24 protein-coding genes are annotated in these 24,757 nt (G+C 60.3%); 6 read left to right on the forward strand and 18 right to left on the reverse strand.

Annotated features, from left to right (window positions below; genetic code table 11):
* Window positions 1-51: 51 nt before the first annotated feature.
* The 15 genes from B5V00_RS07585 to B5V00_RS07655 form a co-directional block, all read right to left on the reverse strand.
* Entirely contained in the window at window positions 52-1,422 is a 1,371-nt protein-coding gene (locus tag B5V00_RS07585; protein ID WP_085010174.1) for a sigma-54-dependent transcriptional regulator, read from the reverse strand.
* A 26-nt stretch (window positions 1,423-1,448) separates the two neighbouring features.
* Window positions 1,449-3,695, reverse strand: coding sequence for a sensor histidine kinase (locus tag B5V00_RS07590; RefSeq protein ID WP_085010175.1), 2,247 nt, complete (start codon window positions 3,693-3,695; stop codon window positions 1,449-1,451).
* Between the two features lie 130 nt (window positions 3,696-3,825).
* Complete coding sequence (lpxC, locus tag B5V00_RS07595) at window positions 3,826-4,755, reverse strand: UDP-3-O-acyl-N-acetylglucosamine deacetylase (RefSeq protein ID WP_085010176.1); 930 nt, start codon at window positions 4,753-4,755, stop codon at window positions 3,826-3,828.
* 217 nt (window positions 4,756-4,972) lie between these two features.
* The gene (locus tag B5V00_RS07600; protein WP_085010177.1) at window positions 4,973-6,664 is read right to left on the reverse strand and encodes an ABC1 kinase family protein; all 1,692 of its coding nucleotides are present in this window, start codon (window positions 6,662-6,664) and stop codon (window positions 4,973-4,975) included.
* 18 nt (window positions 6,665-6,682) lie between these two features.
* The gene (locus B5V00_RS07605) at window positions 6,683-6,988 is read right to left on the reverse strand and encodes a phasin family protein (RefSeq protein WP_085010178.1); all 306 of its coding nucleotides are present in this window, start codon (window positions 6,986-6,988) and stop codon (window positions 6,683-6,685) included.
* 68 nt (window positions 6,989-7,056) lie between these two features.
* A complete protein-coding gene (locus B5V00_RS07610; RefSeq protein WP_172399652.1) occupies window positions 7,057-8,025 on the reverse strand; it encodes a patatin-like phospholipase family protein in 969 nt (322 codons plus the stop codon).
* Window positions 8,026-8,065: 40 nt separating this feature from the next.
* Window positions 8,066-8,605 (reverse strand): epoxyqueuosine reductase QueH, encoded by a 540-nt coding sequence (locus B5V00_RS07615; protein ID WP_085010180.1) that lies wholly within the window; start codon window positions 8,603-8,605, stop codon window positions 8,066-8,068.
* Between the two features lie 28 nt (window positions 8,606-8,633).
* Window positions 8,634-10,994, reverse strand: a complete 2,361-nt coding sequence (locus tag B5V00_RS07620) for a hypothetical protein (RefSeq protein ID WP_085010181.1) — start codon at window positions 10,992-10,994, stop codon at window positions 8,634-8,636.
* Window positions 10,995-11,144: 150 nt separating this feature from the next.
* Window positions 11,145-11,585 (reverse strand): hypothetical protein, encoded by a 441-nt coding sequence (locus B5V00_RS07625; RefSeq protein WP_085010182.1) that lies wholly within the window; start codon window positions 11,583-11,585, stop codon window positions 11,145-11,147.
* 4 nt (window positions 11,586-11,589) lie between these two features.
* Window positions 11,590-12,915, reverse strand: a complete 1,326-nt coding sequence (locus B5V00_RS07630; RefSeq protein ID WP_085010183.1) for a diguanylate cyclase domain-containing protein — start codon at window positions 12,913-12,915, stop codon at window positions 11,590-11,592.
* A gap of 17 nt (window positions 12,916-12,932) precedes the next feature.
* On the reverse strand, window positions 12,933-13,958 hold the full coding sequence (gene ruvB / locus B5V00_RS07635; RefSeq protein ID WP_085010184.1) for a Holliday junction branch migration DNA helicase RuvB: 1,026 nt from the start codon (window positions 13,956-13,958) through the stop codon (window positions 12,933-12,935).
* A 111-nt stretch (window positions 13,959-14,069) separates the two neighbouring features.
* The gene (gene ruvA, locus B5V00_RS07640; RefSeq protein WP_085010185.1) at window positions 14,070-14,666 is read right to left on the reverse strand and encodes a Holliday junction branch migration protein RuvA; all 597 of its coding nucleotides are present in this window, start codon (window positions 14,664-14,666) and stop codon (window positions 14,070-14,072) included.
* The gene (ruvC, locus tag B5V00_RS07645; protein ID WP_085010186.1) at window positions 14,663-15,190 is read right to left on the reverse strand and encodes a crossover junction endodeoxyribonuclease RuvC; all 528 of its coding nucleotides are present in this window, start codon (window positions 15,188-15,190) and stop codon (window positions 14,663-14,665) included. The genes ruvA and ruvC overlap by 4 nt, the downstream gene beginning before the upstream one ends.
* A gap of 90 nt (window positions 15,191-15,280) precedes the next feature.
* Window positions 15,281-16,024 carry a YebC/PmpR family DNA-binding transcriptional regulator gene (locus B5V00_RS07650; RefSeq protein ID WP_085010187.1) on the reverse strand — a complete coding sequence of 248 codons (744 nt, stop codon included), beginning with the start codon at window positions 16,022-16,024 and terminating at the stop codon, window positions 15,281-15,283.
* A 226-nt stretch (window positions 16,025-16,250) separates the two neighbouring features.
* On the reverse strand, window positions 16,251-17,078 hold the full coding sequence (locus B5V00_RS07655; RefSeq protein WP_085010188.1) for a cytidylate kinase family protein: 828 nt from the start codon (window positions 17,076-17,078) through the stop codon (window positions 16,251-16,253).
* A 433-nt stretch (window positions 17,079-17,511) separates the two neighbouring features.
* On the opposite strand from B5V00_RS07655, the gene B5V00_RS07660 reads away from it, so the two are divergent.
* From B5V00_RS07660 to B5V00_RS07685, 6 genes are all read left to right on the forward strand, one after another.
* Window positions 17,512-17,910, forward strand: a complete 399-nt coding sequence (locus B5V00_RS07660; protein ID WP_085010189.1) for a rhodanese-like domain-containing protein — start codon at window positions 17,512-17,514, stop codon at window positions 17,908-17,910.
* Window positions 17,910-18,665, forward strand: coding sequence for a glycerophosphodiester phosphodiesterase (locus tag B5V00_RS07665; protein WP_085010190.1), 756 nt, complete (start codon window positions 17,910-17,912; stop codon window positions 18,663-18,665). Before B5V00_RS07660 ends, B5V00_RS07665 begins: the two co-directional genes overlap by 1 nt.
* 223 nt (window positions 18,666-18,888) lie before the next feature.
* Window positions 18,889-19,533 carry an HAD family hydrolase gene (locus B5V00_RS07670; protein ID WP_172399653.1) on the forward strand — a complete coding sequence of 215 codons (645 nt, stop codon included), beginning with the start codon at window positions 18,889-18,891 and terminating at the stop codon, window positions 19,531-19,533.
* A 92-nt stretch (window positions 19,534-19,625) separates the two neighbouring features.
* Entirely contained in the window at window positions 19,626-20,777 is a 1,152-nt protein-coding gene (locus B5V00_RS07675; RefSeq protein WP_085010192.1) for a class I SAM-dependent methyltransferase, read from the forward strand.
* 273 nt (window positions 20,778-21,050) lie between these two features.
* Window positions 21,051-21,272, forward strand: coding sequence for a NifU family protein (locus tag B5V00_RS07680; RefSeq protein ID WP_085010193.1), 222 nt, complete (start codon window positions 21,051-21,053; stop codon window positions 21,270-21,272).
* A gap of 44 nt (window positions 21,273-21,316) precedes the next feature.
* Complete coding sequence (locus tag B5V00_RS07685) at window positions 21,317-21,508, forward strand: hypothetical protein (RefSeq protein WP_085010194.1); 192 nt, start codon at window positions 21,317-21,319, stop codon at window positions 21,506-21,508.
* Window positions 21,509-21,565: 57 nt separating this feature from the next.
* On the opposite strand, the gene B5V00_RS07690 is transcribed toward B5V00_RS07685, so the two are convergent.
* Genes B5V00_RS07690 through B5V00_RS07700 form a run of 3 tightly spaced genes read right to left on the reverse strand, consistent with a single transcriptional unit; the run spans window position 21,566 to window position 24,624 of the window.
* Entirely contained in the window at window positions 21,566-22,351 is a 786-nt protein-coding gene (locus tag B5V00_RS07690; RefSeq protein ID WP_085010195.1) for a TonB family protein, read from the reverse strand.
* Window positions 22,352-22,363: 12 nt separating this feature from the next.
* A complete protein-coding gene (locus B5V00_RS07695; protein ID WP_245803930.1) occupies window positions 22,364-24,445 on the reverse strand; it encodes a TonB-dependent receptor in 2,082 nt (693 codons plus the stop codon).
* Window positions 24,442-24,624 carry a hypothetical protein gene (locus tag B5V00_RS07700; protein WP_085010196.1) on the reverse strand — a complete coding sequence of 61 codons (183 nt, stop codon included), beginning with the start codon at window positions 24,622-24,624 and terminating at the stop codon, window positions 24,442-24,444. Before B5V00_RS07700 ends, B5V00_RS07695 begins: the two co-directional genes overlap by 4 nt.
* Window positions 24,625-24,757: the final 133 nt, after the last annotated feature.

Genomic DNA, 24,757 nt, shown 5'->3' on the forward strand with positions numbered 1-24,757 from the left:
TCTCACATCTCACATCTCACATCTCACATCTCACATCTCACATCTCACATCTCACTTTTTCAACTCGATTCCAAATGACTTGATCTTGCGGTGCAGGTTGGACCGTTCGATTTCGATGGCTTCGGCGGTCCGGGAAATATTCCAGTCGTTCTCCTCAAGTTTCTGCAGCAGGAATTCCTTTTCAAACTCCTCTCTGGCCACCCGGAAAGAGGTTTCCCTGGTGATGTTCGAGACAGTCGCCGAGCGTCGGCCGTTGCGTTTGCCGCCGGCGATGGCAGCCGGCAGGTGATCACAGGTTATGACGGCGTCCGGGACCATGATGACCAGGCGTTCGATGATGTTCTTCAATTCTCGAACGTTGCCGGGCCAGCTGTAGGCGGAAAGGGCGTTGATGGCCTCGCTGTCAAGTCGTTTGCTCTCGCGGCTTTCCTTGCTGCAGAAAAAATTCAGGAAATGCTCGGCAAGCTGCGGGATGTCGGCACGGCGTTCCCGCAACGGTGGGACATGAAAGGGGAGAACATTGAGGCGGTAATAGAGATCCTCACGGAAGTTTCCGGCTTCGATTTCGGCTTCGAGGTCCTTGTTGGTGGCGGCAATGACCCGGACATCGACTTCAATGGTGCGGTTGCCGCCGACCCGTTCGAACTTGTGTTCCTGCAGGATGCGCAGAATTTTCGCCTGGGTTTTCAGGCTCATATCGCCGATTTCGTCGAGGAAGAGGGTGCCGCCGTTGGCCTGGTCGAATTTCCCCTTGCGGGCGGTCGTGGCGCCGGTAAAGGCACCCTTTTCGTGTCCGAACAGTTCCGATTCGATCAGTTCCTCGGGGATGGCGGCACAATTCACCTCGACAAAGGGTTTGCTGTTGCGTCGTGAGTGCTGATAGATGGCCCGGGCGACCAACTCCTTGCCGGTGCCGTTTTCTCCGGTGATCAGAACCCAGCCCGAGGTCGGCGCGGCAATGCTGATCTGCTTTTTCAGTTCGGTGATCGGCGTGCTGTTGCCGATGATCTCGAAGTCTCTCGCCAGCCGCTCCTTCAGGACACGGTTTTCCTCGGTCAGGGCTCCAACCTTCAGTCCATTCTGAATCGAAAGCAGTACTTTTTCCAGAGAGAGGGGTTTTTCGATGAAGTCGAAGGCGCCGAGCTTGGTGGCCTTGACCGCCGTTTCGATGGTGCCGTGGCCGCTCATCATGATCACGGTCAGATGCGGATGACTGCCGGCGATCTGTCGCAGAACCTCCAGCCCGTCAATTCCCGGCATCCAGATGTCGAGCAGCACCAGGTCTGGTTCCTCCTGGCGCAGCAGGGCAAGGGCCTGTTCTCCCGATTCTGCCAGCAGCGGCTTGAATCCTTCATCCTGAAGAATGCCCTGAAGGCTTTCCCGGATACTGCGCTCGTCGTCAACGACAAGGATGGTTTTCATAGATATCTTCCTGAGTTTGGTCGGGGTCAGGCCGTAAGGCTCTGACCGCTGACGGGTAGTTCGACGATAAACCGCGTTCCCCGGGGATCATTGTCTTTCACCCGGATGTAACCGTTATGGTCGGAAATAATGGTTGCGACAATGGCCAGACCGAGACCTGTTCCCGATTTTTTAGTGGAGAAATAGGGTTCAAAAAGACGGGGTTTGTCTTCGGCACTGATACCCTCTCCACTGTCGGCGACGGTGAAGGTTGCCATCTGCAGACCCTGGTTGAAAAGGGTTTCGATTTCGATTGTCCCCTTGCCGTGCATGGCGTCTATGGCATTGTCGAGCAGGTTGATCAGGACCCGCTTGATCTGTTCCCGGTCCATGTCGAAGGTCGGCACCCGGGGATCCTGGCGGAATTGAAACTGAATCGCCTTGTGTCCTTCCTGGTAGAGGATGAGGGTGTCGCTGATGATTTTGTTGAGATCATTGGGTGTTGGATTGCTGGCCGGCATACGGGCAAAGCTGGAAAATTCATTGACCAGGTTTTTCAGTTCGTCAACCTGGTTGATGATCATCCGGGTGCATTCATCAAAGACCGAATCATCGTCACTGAAGCGGTCAAGGTAGCGCCGGCGAAGGCGTTGGGCGGAAAGCTGGACCGGGGTCAGGGGGTTCTTGATTTCGTGGGCGATACGTCGGGCGACTTCACGCCAGGCGGCCATGCGTTGGGCCTTGAGAAGCTGGGTCAGGTTGTCAAAGACGACCACGGTTCCCATGAATTCGTCCTGCTCATCGCGCAGCGTGGTGATGTTGACCAGCAGGGTCAGCCGCTGTTCCCCGACCTGGATGTTCATCTGTTTGCGGATGGAATCCTTGCCTGAACTGACCAGCTCCCGTAAAAAATCCTTGATGACCGGAAGGTAGGTCGGGCCGACGACCTCACGGAAGTTTTTGCCGATGATTCGTGTCGGGGCGATTTTCAGCAACCGGGTCGCCGATTTGTTGATGGTGGTGATCGCCCCCTGTTTGTTGATTGAAATGACGCCGGCGGTGACATTGGAAAGGACGATCTCCATGTAGCGGCGGCGCTGGTCAAGCTTGAGGTTGGAGGATCGCAGTTCGCGGTTGGTTTTGCGCAATGCCTGCTGATGGCTGCGCAGGTCGGCGGTCATCTTGTTGAAGGACTGAACCAGACCGCCGACTTCATCGTCGCTGTGAGCCTCCAGGTGGACATCAAGTTTGCCGGCGGCAACCTGTCCGGTGGCTTCGGCCAACTCCTGCAGGGGGCCGGTGATGCCGCGAGCGAGGTAGAAACCGAACCAGGTGGCGAGAAAAATGATGACCAGGGCGATCAACAGCAAGACGATGATATAGCCCTTCTGGATACGCGATTTGAGAAACTTGGTCCCCTTGTACTGCTCGTAGGAGGCGGAGATCTCCTTCATTTTGCTGACCAGGGAGTAGGGGACATAGTAGTTGACGACCACGGTGCCGACAATATCTTCGGGATTGAAGTTGGAATAAATCGGGACGATCCCCCGAATCAGATCGGCTTTGCCGATCGGCGTGATGCGGGTGATGCGCTGGCCCTGCAGGGCTTCACGAATGGAATCCGAGTCCGGATTGGTGAACTCGACCGCTGGAATGTGGGGATTGGTGGCCCGCACCAGTTCCTCGTAGGTTGCAGAAAAAACTTCAACGATACCGAGGTTGTATTCCTTTTGTTTCTGCATGATCAGGGCTTCCAGTTGTGGCAGATTGCCCTGGTTGAGCAGTTTGTTTTCCTTGATCATCGCCGCCAGCTGGTCGGCATAGTAGAGGGCGTTGGCAGCCGAGTTGCGATAGTAGGTCTGGGCCACCTCAAGCGATTCCTGCAGGGAATTTTCGATCTGGGTGTTGAACCAGTTTTCGATGGTCGTGCTGATGAAGCCGGCCGAGACGAAATAAAGCAGCATGGTCGGCACCAGCGACAGGGTCACAAAAGCCAGCACCAGTTTGCTGCGCAGCCGGGCTCCGGGAACGCCCCGACGACGTTCGACAATCAGTTTGAAGAGATTGCGGAAAATCAGGAACAGAAAAAGGATGATCAACAGGATATTGAGGTTGATCAGGGCCAGAACCAGAACGGTGTTGGAGAAGGAGATGTTGGAGGTGAATTGGAAAAGCTCGGTTTCGAACCGGGAGAAAAGCACCACCAGGACAATGACAACCAGAATGAGAATCCATTCCCGGCGGCGTTTGCGGGTTTCCTGTACCGCGGGGATGTTGTCACTGGAACGGCTCATGAACGTCCTGTCAGGGTAGTTGCGGATATCTCTTAAACTTAGGACAACAGGCCGCGGTTTGGCAAGGGGAAGACGCAAAAAAGGCAGCTGATGCAGCTGCCCTTATCGGTTTGCAAGGTTGTCTTGAAGGTCAGGCCTTGGAGAAGGCAAGTTCCCGCTGGTAGGTCGCGGGGGCTTTCTGCAGCGCGCAGGCCAGATCGGCTTCACTGAACTCCACCAGTTGCCAGTGCTCGGCGGAACTGAGAACCTTTTCAACGGCCTGGTGGTTGATGTCATGACCGGCCTTGAAGGCCTTGATGTGGCCGAGCAGGGGGTAGCCGAGCAGGCTGAAATCGCCAACCGCGTCGAGAATCTTATGGCGGACAAACTCGTCGTTGAAACGCAGCCCTTCCTCGTTGAGAATCTTGTCTTCGCCGATGACCACGGCATTTTCAAGTGACCCGCCCCGAGCCAGACCGTTGGCCTTGAGATATTCGACCTCATGCAGGAAGCCGAACGTCCTTGCCGGAGCTATGTCGCGCCGGAAAACCTCCGGTGAGAATTTGACGCTGCGGTGCTGCTGGCCGATGCAGTGGTGGTCAAAGGCGATATCGTAACTGATGCGGAAGAAACGCGAGGGTATAAGCGAGACCCGCTTCTCTCCGTCAACAATAGTGATCGGTTTGCGGATCGCCAGGTACTTGCGGCTGTGGGGCAGGCTGTGGATGCCCGCGGCAGCGATCATTTCCACCAGCGGCGCTGCGCTGCCGTCCATGATCGGCACTTCCGGACCGTCGATATCGATATGCAGATTGTCAATGCCGAAAGCGGTAATGGCAGCCATCAGGTGTTCGATGGTTGAAACGCTCAGACCCTGCTTGCCGATCACCGTTGCCAGTTTGGTATCAACGACATTGCAGGATTTCGCTTCAATCGAAACGGTTCGTTCTCCATCGCTGCGGTGAAAGATGATCCCGGTGCCGGCATCGGCGGGACGCAGGGTCATGGTGATCGGAGTCCCGGAGTGGAGACCGATTCCGGTCATGGTGACGGGTTGAGCGATGGTTGCCTGAAAAATCATGATAACTGTCGTAACTCCTCGAAAGTTCCGCCTTCACAGGCGTACGGGGGAGTACATATAGCAAACTTCGTGCCTTGTTTGAAGTTTTTTTTTCGGTCGGCGAATCGCCTGTTATTTAATGGCTTTGCAGGATGCTTAGTGTTGTGAAGGGGGACCGGGAAGACGATTGACTTGTGGTGACAGAACCACAGCCTGTGGCGCAGCGTCCACAATCAGGTCACAGGCGTCCCGATCTGAGGATGGCGATCGCGAGCCACAGCCCGAGGAAACCGGCGACCGAATAGCCGAGAAAACCGAGAGCCGGGAAGCCGAAGATCATCGGTCCCTTATCGGTCTGCATGATCAGGGAGGAGCCGATGATCAGCGCGGCGATCAGCAGGCTGAAGGAGAGCCGGTTGCTGGCCTTGTCGAGGTCGGTAATCAGTTTTTCCAACCCGCGATGTTCGAGGTCGATTTTGAACTTGTTGCGGTTGACGCGGTTGATGAACTCCTTGATGTCACGCGGCAGGTGTCGGGCCAGGGAACCGTAGGCCTGGGCAACCCGCAGCATTTCGCGGGAGAGGTTGGTCGGGGTGAGCCGTTCCTTGACCAGCCGTTCGAGAAACGGCCGCAGGTGGGTGATCATGTTGAAATCCGGGTCGAGCTGCCGGCCGAGTCCCTCCATGGCGACCAGGGCGCGGGCCAGCAGCATCAGGTCGGAAGGGAAGCGGATCCGGTAGTGGGTCAGGATCTCGACGAAATCGGCCAGCAGTTTGCCGACCTTGATATCCTGCAGGGGGATTTCGTAATAGTCCTCGATGAATTCCCCCAGGTCGCGATTGAGGGCCTTGAGATTTGATTCGTCGGTCAATTCTCCGGAATAGAGTAATTGGGAGATGATCCGGTCGACATCGCGCTGCAGCACCGCCAGCAGCAGGTCGACCAGTTGTTCCTTGAGATCCTGGTTGATGCGCCCGACCATGCCGTAATCGAGCATGCAGATGGTGTTGCCGGGCAGGATGAAGATATTTCCCGGATGGGGGTCGCCGTGAAAGAAGCCGAATTCAAGCACCTGGCGCAGGAACGAATTGGCGCCGCGATCGGCAATGAGCTTGAGATCGTAGTCTTCGGCCCGGAGTCGTTCGAGATCATTGACCTTGATCCCGGAGATATACTCCATGGTCAGAACGCGTTCGCCGCAGAAATCCCAATGGACTTTCGGGACGTGGACGCTGTCGTCGTCCTTGAAATTGGTTGCGAAACGTTCAATTGTTCGCGCTTCGCGGGTGAAATCGAGTTCACGATGAATCGTGCGGCGGAATTCCTTGACCAGCCCGACCGGGTCGTAGATGTCTCCGCCGGGGAGATGATGTTCGACTAGGTAGGCCAGCCCCATCAGGATGTCGAGATCGGTTTCGATGACCTGAACGATGCCGGGACGGCGGATCTTGAAGACTACCTCTTCGCCGTTGTGCAGGCGCCCGCGATGGACCTGGGCGACGCTGGCGGCCGCCACCGGTTCCGGGTCGAAGTGGGCGAAAAGCTCCGCCAGTGGATAGCCCAGTTCACTTTCGATCTCGATGCGAATCTGCTCGGTGGGCACCGAGGGAACCTTGTCCTGCAGTTTTTTCAGTTCGTCGAGGTAGTCGCCGGGAATCAGGTCGGGGCGGGTTGAAAGCAGCTGGCCAAGTTTGATGAAGGTTGGTCCGAGTTCCTCAAAGGCAAGCCGCAGGCGCTGCGGCTGGCCCAGACGCTCAATGCCCTTGGGCGCCGTGCCGAGGGTGACGATTTTGCGGCCCAGCTCCAGGTAGTAGTTGATGTTGAGCTGTTCGACAAACTGGCCGAAACCGTACTTGATGAGGATACCGAGAATGGTCCGGTAGCGACGGATCGTCCGGATATTCCGGTTGAAGCGGGTAAATGGCAGCATGCTGGCGGCGGGCCGGCGTCAGCGCGACTGGGCGCGGAGCTTTTTTTCCAGCTGCGTCACTTTTTTGCGCAGTTTTTCAAATTCCTCGGTCGTGACGACTCCCATCCGCTGACAGGCCTTGTGGACTTCCTGCTGGGCCATTTCCTGGAGTTTGCTCTGATTCTCTCTGGCGATCCCCTGCAGTCGCTGCAACAGGTCCTTGCCCTCTTCCTCGCTGAGGTTGCAGCGTTGCTTCAGTTCTTCCAGCATCTCTTCGGCCTTTTTCTGCGTCATGGAGACCGCCCCCATCGCCGTGAGAACCGTTTTTTCGATCAGCTCAAGCATTTTATCCTCCGGATCCCTGAGTTATTCCAAGTACTTGAATCCTACCACAGGAGGGCGGTATGGCAACCTTAGAAACCGTCTCCGGTTGGTTCCGCCAGTTTTCGAATGTTTGTCAGTTCAAGACGGGCCGCGGTTTCTCCGGCGGCGATGATCTCCTCGGCGCGATGAAATTCCAGCAGGTTGACCCCCGCAAGTTGCGGGCGCAGCAGCAGGTCGATATCGTCGTGTGCCAGGCGCAGGGCATTGATCTGGTTTTCCATGATGGCGACGCTCTGGGCGAAGACCCGAAAGATATTGGGCGGTCGGCGGTTGCCGTTGGCTTCGCCGCGATTGCCGTTGCGACGGCCGAAAATGTCGCGCCAGAGTTTTTCCACCCGCTCGGCGTTGAGGATGCCGAGCAACGGAGTGCTGCGAACCTTCCGGTCGGTCGTGGATCGTCCGGGCAGAAAGGCTTCATGGCTGCTCTTGTCGACCTCGGGAATGGCGCAGATGCCGAGAACCCGGGTGGCCCCGAGTTCTCGGACGATGGCGGCCGGGACCGGGTGGCAGAGTCCGCCGTCGACCAGGTAGCGATCACCGAAACAGACCGGCGGGAAGATGCCGGGAAAGGCGATCGCCGCCCGCAGGGCACTGAGCAGGTCGCCCTGCCGCAGGACGATGCTTTCTCCGGTTTCGACATCGGTGGCGACCATCGCCAGCGGGATCTGCAGTTCGGAAAAATCCCTGACCGGCAGCAGCTCGGAGAAAAAACGGGTGATTTTTCGGCCGTCGATCAGTCCGCGGGTCGGCAGTATCGGGTCGACCAGGCGGGCGAGACTGCGCCAGTCAATACTGCGGGCGACATCTTCCATGTCGGCGGCGGGAACGCCGGCGGCGTAGAGAGCGCCGATCAGGGCGCCGATGGAGGTGCCGGCGACGGCGGATGGACGGATGCCTTCAGCTTCCAGCACCTTGATGACGCCGATGTGGGCCAGGCCTCGGGCGGCTCCACTGCCGAGGGCAAGTCCCAGCCGGTTTCTTGTTTGCAGTCCTGGCACGGTATTCTGTCCCGTCGAATAGGCAGCTTTACAGGTCGGATCAGTTTGTCGATGGTCGGTAATAACGTTCTTTTTCAGAATAGATGCAGCCGCAGTACTGCTGGCGGTAGAGCCCCATGGTCTTCGAAACGTCAATTCCTTCCCGCCAGCCGACACGGTAGTCCTCGTAGACAAAGACCAGGCCGTACTCGGCGGCGAGATTTTCACCGAAGGCACGGATGGCGTCATGCTGCTGATAACGGGAGTAGAGCAGGCTGGTGCTGAAGCCGTCAAAACCCTGTTCGGCGGCCAGGCGGGCGGTGGCGCTCATCCGCGCGCGGTAGCAGTAGTCGCAGCGTGAAGCGGGATCGGCGGCGACATTGGAGAGGAACTCTTCCAGGGCGTACTCTTCGCTGACGATCAGCGGCAGGTCGACCTGTTCGGCGTATTCGCGGGTGGTGTCGAGTCGGCGTCTGAATTCCTGGTAGGGATGGATGTTGTGGTTGAAAAAATAGCCGGTCAGGAGGTGGTGCTGCTGGCGCAGCATTTTGACCGGATAGATGGCGCAGTTGGCGCAACAGATATGCAGCAGCAGATTCATCGGATTCTCCCTGGCCGTGTGGTCGCAGTCATTCTACTTGGTTTGTCTCCGGAAGGAAAGCCTTGACCCGTTCGATGCTGTCAGGTCCGGGAAGCTCCCAGCGTTTCCAGATGCGGCTGACCAGGCGCCTGGCGGCCGCCGGATCTTCCTGCAGCCGGTGGGCTTCGCGGTTCAGTTCACCGCGCAGGCGGCGCAGGTCGGTCAGGTAGCGCCGCGCGATGTCGGCGGCAACCCGGGCGTCGTTCGGCAGATCCAGGGGGCCGCGATGACCGGCTGACGCCAGCAGCAGGCAGGCGGCCAGGGGGTCTGAGTCAACCTGGATCTCTTGGTGCTGATCGCGTAAAGCGATCTGGCCGAAAAACCGACCGCACTCTTGCAACTCGCCGTGCAGTTCGTAGCGGGTCAATTGAGGCCGGTAATGATCGTAGAGGTAGTGGGTGGGGAATTGCGGCAGCCCGTCCACCAGGATCCGCTCTTCGATCTCTTCGATCAGGTCGGTCGGGGACGGTCGCTCGTGGGCGGTGGCGCCAGTTTCCCGCTCCGGCGCCTCCGGCCAGTTGTCGTTTGTCAGTTCCGGTCCGATCCAGAGCGCGACTTCGCTGTCGAAACGGCTGTCGTCGGGCGTTATGTCGGCGGCGATATTGGCCAGCCTGCGCAACCGGTCTGGGTGGGGGCAGCAGGGCAGTCCGGCTCGCTCGGCTCGGTAGCCCGCCTTGTTCAATCGTCTGGAATCGATTCCGCACCAGGCCGCGAGGCGCAGGCCATGAGAGGATTGCCAGTACAGTTGTTCGACCGCTGCCAGCTCTTCGGGACAGCCCTGCTCGTCGCAGAGCAACAGCAGTTCCCGGTCGACCAACTGCAACAGCGGTTCGGGCCAGTTGAGCAGCAGTCGCAGGTAGCTCAAGGGTCGCCGGCGCAACTCCGACCAGGGCAGCTCGCGGTTGCTTCGGTGCCCGGTGATGACGCAGTTGATGTCGTTCCGCTCCGACTTGACCATCTGCAGGCAGATAAACTCCTGACGTTCCGGAAAGAGTGCCGTCAGTTGAAAATCGCTGCGGATCAGCTCCCATAGCGGTTGGCCGTCAGCTCGGTCGATCCAATCCGCCGGCAGACGGATTTCCAGTCGGGCTCCGGGGGCGGCGCGTCCCAGCAGTTGCAGCAGGTCGTAGTGCCAGCGCGGGGCGGTGGCCGGCAGGGAGAATCTCCGGCTTGGCCAGGCGATGCGCAGTGCCGTGGCCAGCTGTGGACGTTGCGGTCGTTGCGGCGGAGGGGACGGGTAGAGGGTTCCCCGTATCAGGTCAGGTTTGAAATCCGCCGGCAGGGCGGCGATTTCCGCCAGCTGCAATCGTGGCTGCGGTCGGTGACGCAACCAGCGCAACAGGGTACGTCGGCCAAGGGTGGCGGGCAGGCCGATTTCCGCCGCGGCGGTACGGTCGCCGGGGATTTCGGGCGGATTGATGACAAGTTCCCCGGTCTCTTCAGCATCCGTTTGTTCCGATTCGGTGAAGACCGTCGGCAACGGTTCAGATCCGGTCGGCAGCCATTCGACGGCTTCGGCGAGCAGCGTCCGGTTCGACAGGCAGCCGAGCTGTTGCAGTCGTCGCCAGACATGGTGCAGTCGGGCAACAGCGGTGGCCGGCAGCGGTGGTTCCTCGGCTGTTGGCGTCAGCTGTCCGGCCAGTTCATCGGGCAACTGGTTGCAGGCGAAGCGGAGTGCCCGTTCCAGACCGTCGGCGACAACGGTCGGCGGGAGCAGGTCGGCATGACCCACGGCAAGCAGGCGACAGAGGGTGAGCAGAACTTTGCTCCTTCCCGGGTCGCGTCCCCCGGGCCAGGAGTTTTCCGGGGATTGTTCGGAACGGCAGACCCGCAGGCTCTCATTGAGTTCGGGGGTGGTTTCGAGCAGCGCCAGGTGGAGCAGGTTGGTCAGGTAGAGAGCGGACAGTTCTTTGTTGTCCGGGGCGTTGGCCACGGCGAAAAATTTCAGTCGTTCGAGAAGGGACTGCAGTTGCTGCTGGAACTGGCCGGCGCTGCGGACGGTCGCCGCGGAGATGGTTTCCTGCTTGACCGCGGCTCCGCTGTTCAGGGCCCAGATGCCGAGCTGGTCGCGGTCCCAGCAGGCAAAGGTTTTCAAGCCCAGGGCATCGGCCAGAATGACCCCGGTGGCGAGCGCCTGGTCGATATCACCGTCCGGCAGCAGGATCAGGCCGCCCGCCATGTGACTGTCGCGGTTGATCCAGAGAACGAGATGGGGCAGGTCGCGACAGGGGGGATGGATCAGCGGCGGATTGAGCTCGACCTTGCGAAACGGAGTGCGTCCGGATTCGATGACCTGACTGGTCCAGCGGCCAAGTTGAAGAAGAAAACTGTCGAGAGATTCTCTGGACATCGATCTGCGGGAGAATGGGGGAATGGAAAAGCAAAAGGGCCGTCACCATGACGGCCCCGGGGGTCAATCAGCAGGGCTTTATTGCTTATTTTCCCCCTGCAAAAAGCTAGCACAGGGGGTGTGCTTTGCCAACAGGAAAATGCACCATTTTCAGCGGGCCTGTTTCTCCAGTTCAATCAGGATCCGGGTCAACTCGTCAAGCTTGCCCTGCAGTTGCCGGTTCTGCTCTTGAGTCCGTTTCAGGTTGTTGTCGGTCGTGGTGAGTTTTTTTCGCAGGCGCCGGACCTCCCGCCGCAACGTTTCAACCTGTTGTTGCCGGTTGTGGTTTTCAGCGCCCAGTTGCAGCAGTTTGGCGGCCGTCAGGCTCCAGATCGTATGCGGTTCGCTGTCGGCCAGCCGCCGCAGACGTTTGTCGTTGCCGTTGCCGAAGTCTTCAAGCCCCTGGCGAAAAGCTCTGCGGCCGAGTTCGTCGGCATTTTCCGCGGTCGAACTTTCCGGCGAGGATGGGCGATCCTGTTGCTGCAGGCCCGGCAACGGACAACCGGTGGTCAGCAACAACAGCAACAGCAGGCCGATGACAAGGCGCGGCACGGTTTCACTGCCCCCGGCGGCGGTCGATGAGGAAGATGCTTCCCGGCTGGTTTTTCAAATGCTCTTTCATGCGCGCACACTCCCGGCCGATCAGGGCCGCGGTCGGATGCTCGAAGTTGTCTGAACAGACGATGGCAATGGAAATGCTCAGCAGCGGGAAGCGGCGTTCTTCTCCGAAACGGTCACGGGCGTAGAAAAAACCGGCTTCCCGATCAGCTTCAGAATAACAGTCCGGCACCACCCGGTCAAAACGGGCGATAATCTCAGCCGCCATCTGCTCGGCAAGCTCCGGCCGGGTGAGGAAGATATAGTCGTCGCCGCCGATGTGGCCGACTGTATCCCCGGGGTCACCGTACTGCTCGACCACTTCGCGGATGATGGTTCCGGTCAGGTTGATGACATCGCTGCCCCGCTGGTAGCCGTAACGATCGTTATAGACTTTGAAATTGTCGAGATCGGCAAAGGCGTGGGCAAAGGTTTCGCCGCGCTTGATGCGCTGCTCGATTTCCCTGGCGATGGCGAGGTTGCCGGGCAGGCGGGTCAGGGGGTTGGCGTCGAGCTGCAGCTGTTCCAGCTCCCTCAACTTGGTGGCCATGGTTTGAAATTCCCGTGCCAGCAGGCTGAACTCGTCATGTCCCTTGTCATCGACCTTGATGTCGAAGCTTCCGGAGGCGACGTCGCGGATCATGCGGGCCAGTTTCTGCAGCGAGGCATTGATGTACAGGCGCAGCGAGATGGCAACGATGGTCGCCAGCAACATCCCGCAGATGACCAGCACCAGGGTGATCTTGTAGGCACTGCGGCTTTCCCGGCCGAGCAGTTGCAGTGTCTGATCGACCCTGGTGGCGCCGGCGGCGAGGTTCCGGTTGAGCTGCCGCAGGGTTCGTCGACGGGTTTCGGCCAGGCGATCGCGCAGTTTTGCGGTCATCTTTTGTCCGCTGTTGCGGCTGGCCTGAAGGAATTTTTCGCCGGCGGCCAGGTAATCGCGGCCGGCCGCCGCCAGTTGCGGATCGAACTGTCCGCCTTCCAGCGCTTCAAGGGCATCGCGGCGGGCGCGGAACTCGGCCAGCCGCTCCGCCAGGGGAGGCAGCAGGTCCGGTTGGCCGAGAACCTGGTACTGCCGGGTCAACCGTTCTTCACCGAGCAGGCTGGAACGTAGCGACCGCAGCAGGTTCTGGGCGCGGATGTCGACCTGGACCAGGTTGTCCGCCCGGTTGACCTGGTCGTGCAGGCTGTTGAGGGCGTAAGCCACCGCCGAAAGGCTGAACAGGGCCAGGATCAGGTAGCCGAAGACGATCTGGCGGGTCAGGGTAGGGCGGATCAGGCGCATGGTCGGTGCCCGGATGGTCAGGATGAGGAGTCGAACAGTCCGCCCGGGGGCGATGCCCGGCGGTCGAAGTGGCGATAGGCGAGGGGCGTCGCGACCCGTCCGCGGGGGGTGCGGTTGAGATAGCCGCCCTGGATCAGGAAGGGTTCAATGACATCCTCGATGGTGTCCCTTTCCTCGCCGATGGCAGCTGCCAGGGTGTCGAGACCGACCGGTCCCCCGGAGAATTTGTCCATGATGGTGAGCAGCAGCCGGCGGTCCATGTGGTCGAATCCTTCGGCGTCGACCTCAAGTCGGCCGAGCGCCATGTCGGCCACCTCGCGGGTGACCATGCCGTCGCCCTTGACCTCGGCGAAATCGCGCACCCGCCGCAGCAGGCGGTTGGCGATCCGCGGCGTGCCGCGGCTGCGACGGGCTATCTCCAGGGCGCCCGCCGCGTCGGTCGGGACACCGAGCAGTTCCGCGCTGCGCCGGACGATGGTGGCCAGCTCCTCGGACGTATAGAATTCCAGCCGCGAGATGACTCCGAAGCGGTCGCGCAACGGGGATGAGAGCAACCCGGCGCGGGTGGTCGCTCCGACCAGGGTGAAGCGCGGCAGGTCGAGTTTGATGGTCCGCGCCGACGGCCCCTGGCCAATGATGATGTCGAGCTGGTAGTCCTCCATGGCCGGGTAGAGGATCTCCTCCACCACCGGAGAGAGACGGTGGATCTCGTCGATGAAGAGAACATCGCCCGGTTCGAGATTGGTCAGGATCGCCGCCAGGTCGCCGGTTTTCTCGATCACCGGTCCGGAGGTGCTTTTGATGCCGACCTCCATCTCGTTAGCGATGATGTTGGCGAGGGTGGTCTTGCCGAGGCCGGGCGGACCGTAGAAGAGGACGTGATCAAGCGACTCCTGACGTCCGCGGGCGGCGTCGATGAAAATCTTGAGGTTCTCCTTGACCTTGGCCTGGCCGATGTATTCGCTCAACTGCCTGGGGCGCAGGCTGGTCTCGAAGCTGTTGTCGTCGTCCTGAATCTGTCCGGAAATGAGCCGCTCTGTCATGCGCTGATCCTTTGCTGGCGTCGCAGAAACTCTCCGACAGCTGCGTTGCCGTGCTTGTTGCCGACACTTTTGGCTTAGCCAACGGCATTATTGCATGCCTGCGAGAGCATCTTACTTGATCAGGAGCCGGAGGGCGCCCTTGAGAATCTCTTCAACCGTACTGCCGGGGCTGATATCCAACGATTCGATGGCTTTGCGGGCCTGGTTTTCCTTGTAGCCGAGGTTGGTCAGGGCCGACAGGGCGTCTTCCAGGCTGAACCCCGTGCCGGTGGTTGTCGCCGTCTGGCCCGTTGCCGTTTCCGGAGCGGAGGCGCGGGCCTTTTCGCGCAGGTCAACCACCAGCCGCTCGGCGGTTTTTTTGCCGATTCCGGGAATGCTCGACAGCCGGGCGAGGTTCCCCTCGCCAAGGGCGGTCCGCAACTCATCGGTACCGATGTTGGAAAGGATGTTGACCGCCAGCTTGGGGCCGACGCCAGAAACGCCGATCAGTAGCCGGAACATCTCCTTTTCGTCAAAGGTTGCAAAACCGAACAGCTGGAAGCTGTCTTCCTTGACATGGGTCTGAACCTGCAGGGTGACCTGGCCCTGGTCCGGTAGAGCATAGAAGGTCGAAAGGGGGACGATCACCCGGTAGCCTACGCCGTTGACGTCGAGGATGATGTGGTCCAGGGAGCGGTAGGCGATCAGGCCGGTCAGTTGAGCAATCATCGGCGGGTCTCCCGGCGGCGGCCGGTCGCGGCCTGCAGGCGCGCCAGCTGGTTGTTGAGCGGTCGACTGTGGAAGTGGCAGATCGCCACCGCCAGCGCGTCGGCGGCATCCTCCTGGGAAATTTCCGGCAGGTTGAGCAGGGTCTTGACCATCTGCTGAACCTGGGACTTGGCGGCCTTGCCGTAGCCGACCACCGCGCTTTTGACCTGCAGGGCGGAGTATTCGGCGACCGGCAGGCCGGCATTGACCCCGGCGATGATGGCGCTGGCCCGGGCGTGTCCCAGCTTCAGCGCCGACTGGGCGTTTTTGGCCAGGAAAACACTTTCGATCGCCATCGCTTCGGGATGGAACTCTTCGATCAGGGCGGCCACGCCGTCATGGATGATTTTCAGTCGCTGCGGCAGGGGATCCTTGCTGCTGGTGGCGATGACCCCGTTGTCAACATGGCGCAGGTGATTGCCTCGGCCTTCGATCAGGCCGTAGCCGGTCAGTCGTGATCCGGGGTCGATGCCGAGAATGCGCATAGATAAGTCGCGGCGTTGGCTGTCGGGTCTCAGGCGCCGGGCTTCAAGACATGAGTCCGGCACCCGGCGCCCGGCGCCTGAAGCCTGCCTTTATCCCATGATCCGATCCATCTCCTCGTCGGAGATGTCGAAGTTGGCGTAGACGTTCTGCACGTCATCGTTGTCTTCCAACTTGTCGATCAGCTTCATCAGCTGTTCGGCGTGCTTCCCTTCGACCGTGGTCTGGGTTTGCGGCAGCATGGTGATTTCGGCGGTGGTCATCTCCAGCCCGGCGGATTCGAGGGCGTTCTTCACGGTTTCAAAGTCGGCCGGATCGGTAATCACCTCGATGCCGTTGTCCTGTTTGACATCCTCGGCACCGGCTTCCAGCGCCGCTTCAAAGATGGCGTCGAAATCGGCATCGTCGGGGAAGGTGATCAGCCCCTTGCGGTCAAACATGAAGGCGACCGAGCCGCTGACGCCGAGGTTGCCGTTGTGCTTGGCGAAAATATGGCGGACATCGGCCACGGTGCGGGTGCGGTTGTCGGTCATGAATTCAACGATCACCGCCACGCCGCCGGGGCCGTAGCCTTCGAAGACGCCTTCTTCGTAGGTGACTCCGTCCAGGTCGCCGGTGCCTTTTTTGATGGCCCGGTCAATATTGTCTTTGGGCATGTTCGCCTGCTTGGCCTTGTCGACCGCCAGCCGCAGGCGCGCGTTGGCCTCAAGGTCGCCGCCGCCGATCTTTGCGGCCACGGTGATTTCCTTGATCAGCTTGGTGAAGATTTTGCCGCGCTTGGCGTCCTGGGCCCCTTTCCGATGCTTGATGTTGGCCCATTTACTGTGTCCTGCCATACCTGGTATTCTCCTTTGATGCCTTGATATTGGTCGTGCTGCAGCGAAGGCCCCGGTGTCGTCTGTCACCGGCGGCATCGCGGAATACTGTCTCGTCGGGCGTTGCCGGGTGTGGCTTTCCGGTCGCAAAAACGAGCAATCCTACCATAGACGTCGCCGCCGGGACTACTGCAAAAGCCGGCCCGAAGGCCGGCTTTTGCAGATGGGAATCGCTGATTGTCGGGGCTCAGTGTTCGTCCGGAAAATTGCGGTACTGGATGATTTTGGTCCGGTCAATAATTTCAGTCACCCCGTCGATGGCCTCGATAATCTGCAGTGCTCTCGTCCGTTCTTCCCTGCTGTGCATGTGACCGGTGAAGGTGATAACGCCTTCAGCGGCGGTCAGTTCCGTATGCAGGGTGTCGATTTCCTTGTCGGCGGCGAGAGCGATTTCGGCCTTTTTCTGCAGGATCAGGTTGCTGAGAATTTTCTTCGAGGCTCCCTTGCGCTCCACAAGATTGCTGTCCATGACCCCGTCACAGATCATTTTGACGGCCATTTCGTGGGAGAGTCGGGAGGTATTGATGACCAGGTCATAGTCGAGCGGGTCTTCCCAGTCCCGGTCAAAGTAGTATTTGATGAACCCGGCCCGCTGCTGGTCGCTGCGCCGTACCAGGATGCGGGCGTAGTCGGGGTCGAGCCATTCACGTTCCGCCCAGCGTTCGACGCGTTCTTCGAAGGGAGCGATAATCCGCACCCGGAAGACGTTGGCGACCTGCTTGAGCAGGTCCTGGCCACCGCGACCGTAAATGATCACGTTGCCCTGCAGGGCCTTTTCGAGGATGATCAGTTCGATCTGGTGCAGGTCGACGGCCAGTTGGTCGTCGAGGGCATCGACGAATGCCGGCGGCTTTTCATCCGCCTGTTCGATGGCCTCTTCGGTCAGACCGTACTCGCCGGCTACTTCACGGATCGAATCGCCGTCTATCAGGGCGTAACCAAGTTTCTGGGCGGCTTCAACGGCAATTGGGATACCGCCGCTGCCCATCTCGCGTGAAATGGTGATGATGGCCATGATCTGTCCTTTGGTGAAAACGGCGCGGTGCCTGTGTCGTGAGTCCGGTCAGTTCCTCCGTTTCCGTTTGTTGACATGGAAACGGTTGTCCGCTGGACGGACTCGCTGATTCGGATTTTCCAGCCTCGCGAAGTTTAGCAACTGCTGTCCCGCTTGACAAGGGTTTGCTGAACGGCGGAAAAAGCACGATACCTGCGGGAACAGTGCTGGTCAGTATATGGCTTTTTGCATATACCTGAATCAGTGAGCCCTTGGTCGGCGGCCAGCACAAGTCATTGTCCTGCCTGAGCTTCCCAAAAATCACCAGCGAACCTATGGGTGCGCTTCAGATTTTTGGAAATCTCATTCAGGCCAAGCACTTGCACTCTCCATCCAACAGGGGCTCACTGATTCAGGATATACTGTAGGGAACCCTTGATGCTGGAGGAAAAACATGCCTCTGTTGCGGATAGCTGGAATTCTGCTGTCAATCTCGCTGCTGCTCCCGGTCGGCCCGGTCCGTGCGGCACAGGTCAGGAATATCAATGCCGATCAGGCACGGAAGATCATCGCGACAATGGATGATCTTTTTCTGCTCGATGTTCGGACCCCACAGGAATATGCCGAGGTGCGGCTGGACGGCGCCCGGCTGATTCCCATCAATGACTTTGTCGCCCGGATCGCTGAAGTCCCGAAGGACCGGCCGGTCCTGGTCTATTGCGCGGTCGGTTCACGCAGTTCACGGGTTGCCGATTATCTGGCCCGAAGCGGTTATGCCGATGTCTACAATCTGACCGGCGGCATCTGGGCCTGGCAGCTGCGCGGCTATCCGGTGCTGAAGGGGTTGCCCTGATGGGCCTCTTTATCTGGGCGCATCGGGGCGCGTCGGCACGTGCCCCGGAGAATACCCTGGCAGCATTTTTCGCTGCTCTGGAAGATGGCGCCGACGGTATTGAACTGGATATCCAGTTGACCCGCGATGGCGTTCCGGTGGTGCTGCACGACGTGACGCTCGACCGCACCACCGACGGCCGGGGGCGGCTGTGCCGCTGGCTGTTGCGCGATCTGCGGCGGCTCGACGCCGGCAGCTGGTTCGATAACCGATTCGCCGGAGAACCGGTGCCGTTGCTGGAGGAGGTGCTGTCTCTGTTCGGCGGTCGACTGCGTCTTAATCTCGAACTGAAGGATGGTGCCGCCGCCCGCCCGGTCCTCGACCTGGTGCGCCGCTTTCCGCGGGCCGAGGTCGTACTCTCCTCCTTCAATCGACGGTTGCTGCGTCAGTTGCGGCAACACGATGCCGGGTTGCCGCTGGCGGTGCTGACCGACCAGCGGTTCTGGCGACCGGCGCTGGCGGCTGCCCGCCGCCTCGGAGCGGAGAGCCTGAATCCCCGTGTCTCCCTGGTCGGGCCGGCCCTGGTTGCCGCCTGCCGTCGGCGGGGACTGGCGGTTGTTCCCTGGACGGTTGACGGTGATGGCCCCCTGCGGCGGATGCGGCGTTTCGGGGTCGACGGTCTGTTCAGCAACGATCCGGCCGCCGCGCGCCGGGTGCTGCGGTACGATCAACCTGAATCCGTGAGTTCCTTGTCGGCGGACAGCACAAGTCATTGACCTGCCTGAGCTTCCTGGAAATCACCAGTGAACTTCAGATTTCCGGCAATCTGATGCAGACCGGGCACTGGCACTCTCCATCCCACAGAAACTCAACAGGTTCAGGATTAAGGGCGCACGGGGTCCGGTTTCGCCGCTTGCCTGCGGGGGCATCTCTGGTAGTCTTGTCAGACCCGGTCGGATGGGGCCGGAGTTGTCCAGTCCTCTGTTGTTGGAGTCGCCCTTGCTGACCTCTGCCGAGCATGTTCGATCGATAGTTTTCGATCTCGACGGAACTCTCTACACCAATGCCGGACTGCAACGCGAGATCGGCGCGGCGGCTGAAGAACTGGTTTCACGCAGTCGCGGCATCAGCCCCCGCAGGGGGGCGGAACTGCTGCGGGGGTCCCGCGAGCGACTGGCGGAGAGTCTTGACCGGGAACCGACCCTGACCCAGGCCTGTGTTGAGCTGGGGCTCTCGGTCCAGGAACTGCACCGGGTGTTTCAGGATTTCATCCGCCCGGAAAACTATCTGGTCTACGACCCGGTGCTGCAGGCTCTGCTCGACTCGTTGCGGGATCACTGCTCTCTCTATATCTATACCAACAACAACCTGCCGCTGACCTGCAAGATTCTCGCCCTGCTCGGGGTCGAAGAGATGTTCGACCGGCTCTACACCATCGAGTTTCGCTGGGTGCCGAAGCCGGACCCGGTGACCCTGCAACTCCTGTTGGAGGATATCGGCGGGCCGCCGGAGAGTTTTCTTTTCATCGGTGACCGTCATCAGGTCGACCTGCAGCCGGCCGCCGACCTCGGTATCCCGACCCTGCTGGTCTCCGAAACCGCGGATCTATTGCAGATCCACCAGTTGCTGGGCCTTCTTCCATGAGAAAGTCCGAGCAAAAAAGTCACCTTTTACTTGTCAAGCAGCACGTCCTCGGCTAAAATCAGCCCCTTCAAACCGGAGGGATAAATAGGCCAATGACCGAGGAAATTCAGGAAAATCACCGGCTCCGGGAGCTGATCGGTGAGCAGATCAGGAGCCGGGGGGGGCTGCCGTTCATCGATTACATGCGGTTGTGTCTCTATCATCCCGAGTACGGTTATTACATGTCGCCGCGTCGGCGTATCGGCAAGGAAGGCGACTTCTTCACGTCGAGCAGCGTGCATCATCTTTTCGGTCGCCTGATCGCCCGGCAGATCGTCCAGGTGTGGGAGCTGCTCGGCCGACAATCAATGACAGTGGCCGAACAGGGGGCCGGGGAGGGGCACCTGGCTCTAGATATTCTCGACGCCCTGCAGCGGGAGAACCCGGACTGTTATGCCGGTCTCAGCTACCGCCTGGTCGAGGTCAGCCCGGTGAATCGAGAGCGGCAGCAGCAGTTGCTGGCCGGCCATACGGCCAGGGTCGACTGGTGCGAGCTCGAAGCTCTGCGCGGTATGCAGGGCTGTTTTCTGAGCAACGAACTGGTCGATGCCTTCCCGGTTCACCTGCTGGAGAAAAGGGACAACCGGCTGCGGGAAGTCTATGTTGTTGAAAAGGACGACCGATTTGCCGAAGAACTGCGTCAGCCCGCTTCGGCGGTTATCGATTACTTCGACTGGCTTGGTTGCGGCCCGCTGGAAGGCTGCCGTGCTGAAGCCAATCCGGCCGCGGTCGACTGGCTGCGGCAGGTCGGCGATCTGCTTGGGCGCGGGCTGGTGCTGACCATCGACTACGGCTACCCGGCGGAAGAGCTTTACGCCCCGTTTCGCAGTGCCGGGACGCTGCTGTGCTACCATCAGCACCAGAGCAACGATAATCCTTATGTTCACATCGGCTGCCAGGATATCACCAGTCACGTCGATTTTACCGCCCTGCAGAAAGCCGGCGCGGAGGCCGGACTGGAGACCCTCTGGTTCGGTGAACAGTACCGGTTTCTGATGGGGCTCGGTTTTGTCGAGGTGTTGATGGAACTGCAGGCGAAAGAGAATGATCCGCGCAAGGCGCAGCAACTGCGTATGACGCTGAAAAACCTGATCATGCCCGAAGGGGGGATGGGGGAGACCTTCAAGGTGCTGGTTCAGGGCAAGGGGCTCGGCAGCCCCGAGTTGCTCTGTCAGAGAGGTATCGACGCGATACCGATCCCTTAGTGGGCTGATGAAAAACACCCATCTGCTGCGTTGCCCTCACCCCGCGTCAACGACGTACCTTGCGGTACGCCTTATTCCGCGGGGCTGCGGCCGCCTTGCATCTGGGCATTTTTGCTCAGCCCGGGGAACATGGTTTTTTCAACACCCCTGTTAGATCTTGCTATATTTCGTTAGACGACCGTTTTGAGCCAGCGGGGCCCGGCGGTGCGGTTCCAGGTCAGTGCGCTTTGCTGATTTGAGGTATACTTAACAGACACGATTGGAGGTTGCTTCATGAGAGCACAGGTTGAAGAGGTATTGAATCAGGTTCGTCCTGCCCTGCAGGCCGATGGTGGTGATGTCGAGCTGGTTGATGTGACCGATGACGGCGTGGTCAGCGTCAGGCTGACCGGGGCCTGCGGTTCCTGCCCGATGTCGACCATGACCCTGAAAATGGGCATCGAACGAACCCTGAAAGAGAAGATCCCGGGGGTGAAAGAGGTCGTGCAGATCTGAGTTCGGCCTGAACCGGACCCGGGATCGAGTCGACGGAGGTCGCGATGATCCAGGTCAAAACATTCGGTGAGCCGTTGCAGCCGTTCAAGACGCGGCGCGAACTTGAAGAACTCGATGCCAGGGTGAACGCCTTCGTGGTGGAGAATGTCGCCCGGGTGATTTCCGTGCAGGATATGCCGATCACGGAGAACGGGTCGGTGATCGGCATGATCAGGACACTGGTCTACGAGACCTGAGTCCCGAACGGTGAAATCCAGAAAAAAGGCCCTCCAGCCTGAGCCGGAGGGCCTTTTTTATCGCCGCAGCTCAAATCGGATCGGCAGCTGTAGTGCCAGGCGGGGGCCGAAGTCTTCCGGCAGGGGAGAGAAGGGAGCGGCGGCGCGGACCGCTTTCAGGGCCGCCCGGTCGAGCAGCTTGAAGCCGCTGCCGCGCTCGACTTCGCAGCGGCACAGTTTGCCTTCGGCGTTAATCTCGAAGTCGATCAGCACCACGCCCTGCTGCCCGCCGCGTCGCGCCATCAGCGGGTAGCGCTTGCTGCGGTCGACGCGTTGGCGGATGTCACTGAGGTAGGCCCGGTAGGCGGGATTTCCCGCCGGATCGGCGCGGGGGGCGGCCGGTGCGGGGGCCGTTTCAGCAGGGAGCGCCTCTGCGGGTACGGTTGCCGGTGACGGGACGGGGGCGGTGATTGCCGTGGATGGCGGGAGTCGGTGCGGCGCCGGGGGCGGTGGTTTCGGTGCGGACGCCGCCGGTGTCGGGTGGGCTGTCTTTACGACCGGTGCCGGTTTCGGCGCGGCTTTTTTGATCGGCCGTGGATCGGTCCCGGCTGCCGGTGGTTTCGCGGGCTGAGGTCGCCGGGTTGCCTGGTGAGGCGGAGTCGAAGGGCGAACCGCCGGCACGGTCGGCTTCGGGGCGGATGTGAAGATCAGCCCGACCTTGATGGGTGCCGGAGGGTCCGGCATCCGGACCTGGAGATCATAGATCATCCCTGTCAGGGCCAGACCAAGAAAGTGCAGCCCCAGTGAGATCAGCAGGGGGCCGCTCCAGGGGTGGCCTTCTTCATGGCAGCAGCGTCCGATCACAGTTTCTCCTTGTCAGTAGTGGAAGGCCAGGGTGGCGTAAGCGAAGAGACCGGTCTCCGGGACCTTGACGCCGCTGCTGAAGGGGTCGCGCTGGTAGGAGAGATGGCTGAAGTAGAAGCGGTCGAAGATGTTGTTTACCCCACCCGTCAGCGACCACCGGTTCCAGTCGGCTCCGGCCTTGACATCCGTGACCGCCCAGCCGGCGGTTTCCTCTTCCTGCAGGTCCGGGTCGACCCGGTTCTGACGGTCGGCGAAGCGTTCGGTCGCCTCGACGAACCAGTCGCCGTTGTCGTAACGCAGGGCGAGACGGCCGTTTAAGGGCGGGATCTCCGCCAGCGGGCGGTTGCTGTCGTCGTTTTCCGCCCTGACGTAGGAGAGGCTGCCCTGCAGGAAAAGATCGAAGGGCAGAGATGCCTGGCCGCTTAACTCGCCGCCTTTGAACCTGGCGTCGACATTCCGGTAGGTACGGGCCTGGATCAGCGGACCGGTGCCGTCCGGGTCAGGTTGTTCGGTGATGTAGATAAAGTCCGAGATTCGGCTGTAGAAGAGGGAGACGCTGGCGAAGAGGGTCTCGCCGGACCACTTGGCGCCGAAATCGACCTGGGTGTTGCGGCTGGCGCCAAGGTTCGGGTTGCCGAGCCAGTTTTGACCCGTTGTCCGTTGCAGGCCGATGTAGAGTTCCTGCTGGTCGGGGGGGCGGCTGACGGAGGCGGCCCCGGTGAAGATTTCCAGCTGGTCGGTCGCCTGCCAGGTCAGTTGCAGGTTGCCGCCTGGTTCGGTGAAGTCGGTGTCCGCGGCGATTCCGGGAGCGAAATAGGGTTGATAGAGGCCGGCGAGGCGCGTGGCGGAGAGCGCCTTCGCCTTGACCTCGGTGTAGTCCAGTCGCGCGCCCCCCTTGAGAGTCAGGCTCCCGGTCAACGGCCAGCTGTATTCGGCAAAGGCGCCAAGATTGTCGATATCGACATCGGGAATCATCGGCTGCGGGTCGTAGCTCATCCACATGGCCGATTCGTTGGTTGCGTCCCAGTTGCGGCGGTAGATATCAATTCCGCCGCTCAGGGTGCCGGGGCCGAGCCGGAAATCACCGTTCAGCTTGGCACCGGCGGTCATGGTTTCGGCGTCCGTCAGCATCATGGCGGGGCGGGTTACCATCATGCTCGGCCGTGAACTTTCGCGCAGGCTGTCATCCATCCGGTGCTCGACGCGGTTGTACCAGGCCTGAAAATTCAGTGCGGTCAGGTTGGCGGACAGGTTGTGCAGCCGGGTGGTCCAGTTGACCCGGTGGGTGCGGTCGTAATCGGCATCCATCAGCAGGTAGGGATAGAGGACGTGGTCGGCGTCCTGGTAGGCGTAGCTGATTTCACTGCGTCCCTTTGCCAGCTTGTAGCCCCCTCTGGTCCAGAGGGTGTTGATTTCGTAGGCCTTCGAATCGATTGCCTCGGGCCGGTAGCGGTTGGGGCTGGTGGCCGGGTAGATTTCGGTCAGTCGTTTGCCGTCGCCTGATTCCGGGATGTCGGAGGTCTTGTAGGCATAGCCGAGCAGTCCGTCGAGGGTCTCGCCGCCGTAGCTGCCGACCAGGGAGCTGTCGAGATAGTTGTCGCTGCCGTAGCTGAGGTTGGCCCTGAAACCCGGTCCTTCGCCCGGTGCCCTGGGTACGGCGTTGATCATGCCGCCCATGCTTCCCGGGTTGGCCAGGTCATAGGGCCCCTTGATGATTTCGATCGATTCGACCTCGGCGAAGTCGAAGTGAAAGGAGGGCGGGTCCATGCGCGAGGGACAGCCACCCTGCAGCCTGACGCCGTCGAGGAAGACGTTGATGTTGTCGCGCATGAGACCGCGCAGCACGATATCGTTGGCGATCGCCCCCTTGCGTACCGAGCTCAGGCCCGGAACCGCCTGCAGGGCCTCGCCGATGTCCCTCGCCGGGCTCTCCCGCACCTCGCGGATGGTCAGACTCTCCTGCTGTGACGACTGTCGTTGGCCGCGGACGGTGATTTCGTCCAGCAGGGTGGTCTCGGCCCGCCCGGTCACCGGGACCATGAACAGCGTGACAAGCAGCAGTCCTGACATGGTTGCCGACAGACTGCGTCTCATCGTGCCAACTCCTGGGACTGGTCGAGCCGGCGGTGCTGTTGTTGCTCGTTCAGACAGCCCCGGACCGGGCTGATGATCAGCTTGCGGATCTGGCGCAGAGTTGGCCGGCCGGGCGGTGTTCCGCGGACAGTGAGTGGGTCGATATTTCTGGACCGATGAACGAAACGGGTTGCCGGCATCTTCCCTCCTGTCCGGGTTTGGCAGAAAATGTTTTTTATGAAACAAAATTTACCGGCACGTTAGGTGAAAATCCAGTGTGCTTAGGATTGAAGTGTGATAAAAGATGTTATGTTTAAAACATTCTCCTGAATC

The sequence above is a fragment of the Geothermobacter hydrogeniphilus genome, from assembly GCF_002093115.1.
In the GTDB taxonomy this organism is placed as follows: domain Bacteria; phylum Desulfobacterota; class Desulfuromonadia; order Desulfuromonadales; family Geothermobacteraceae; genus Geothermobacter_A; species Geothermobacter_A hydrogeniphilus.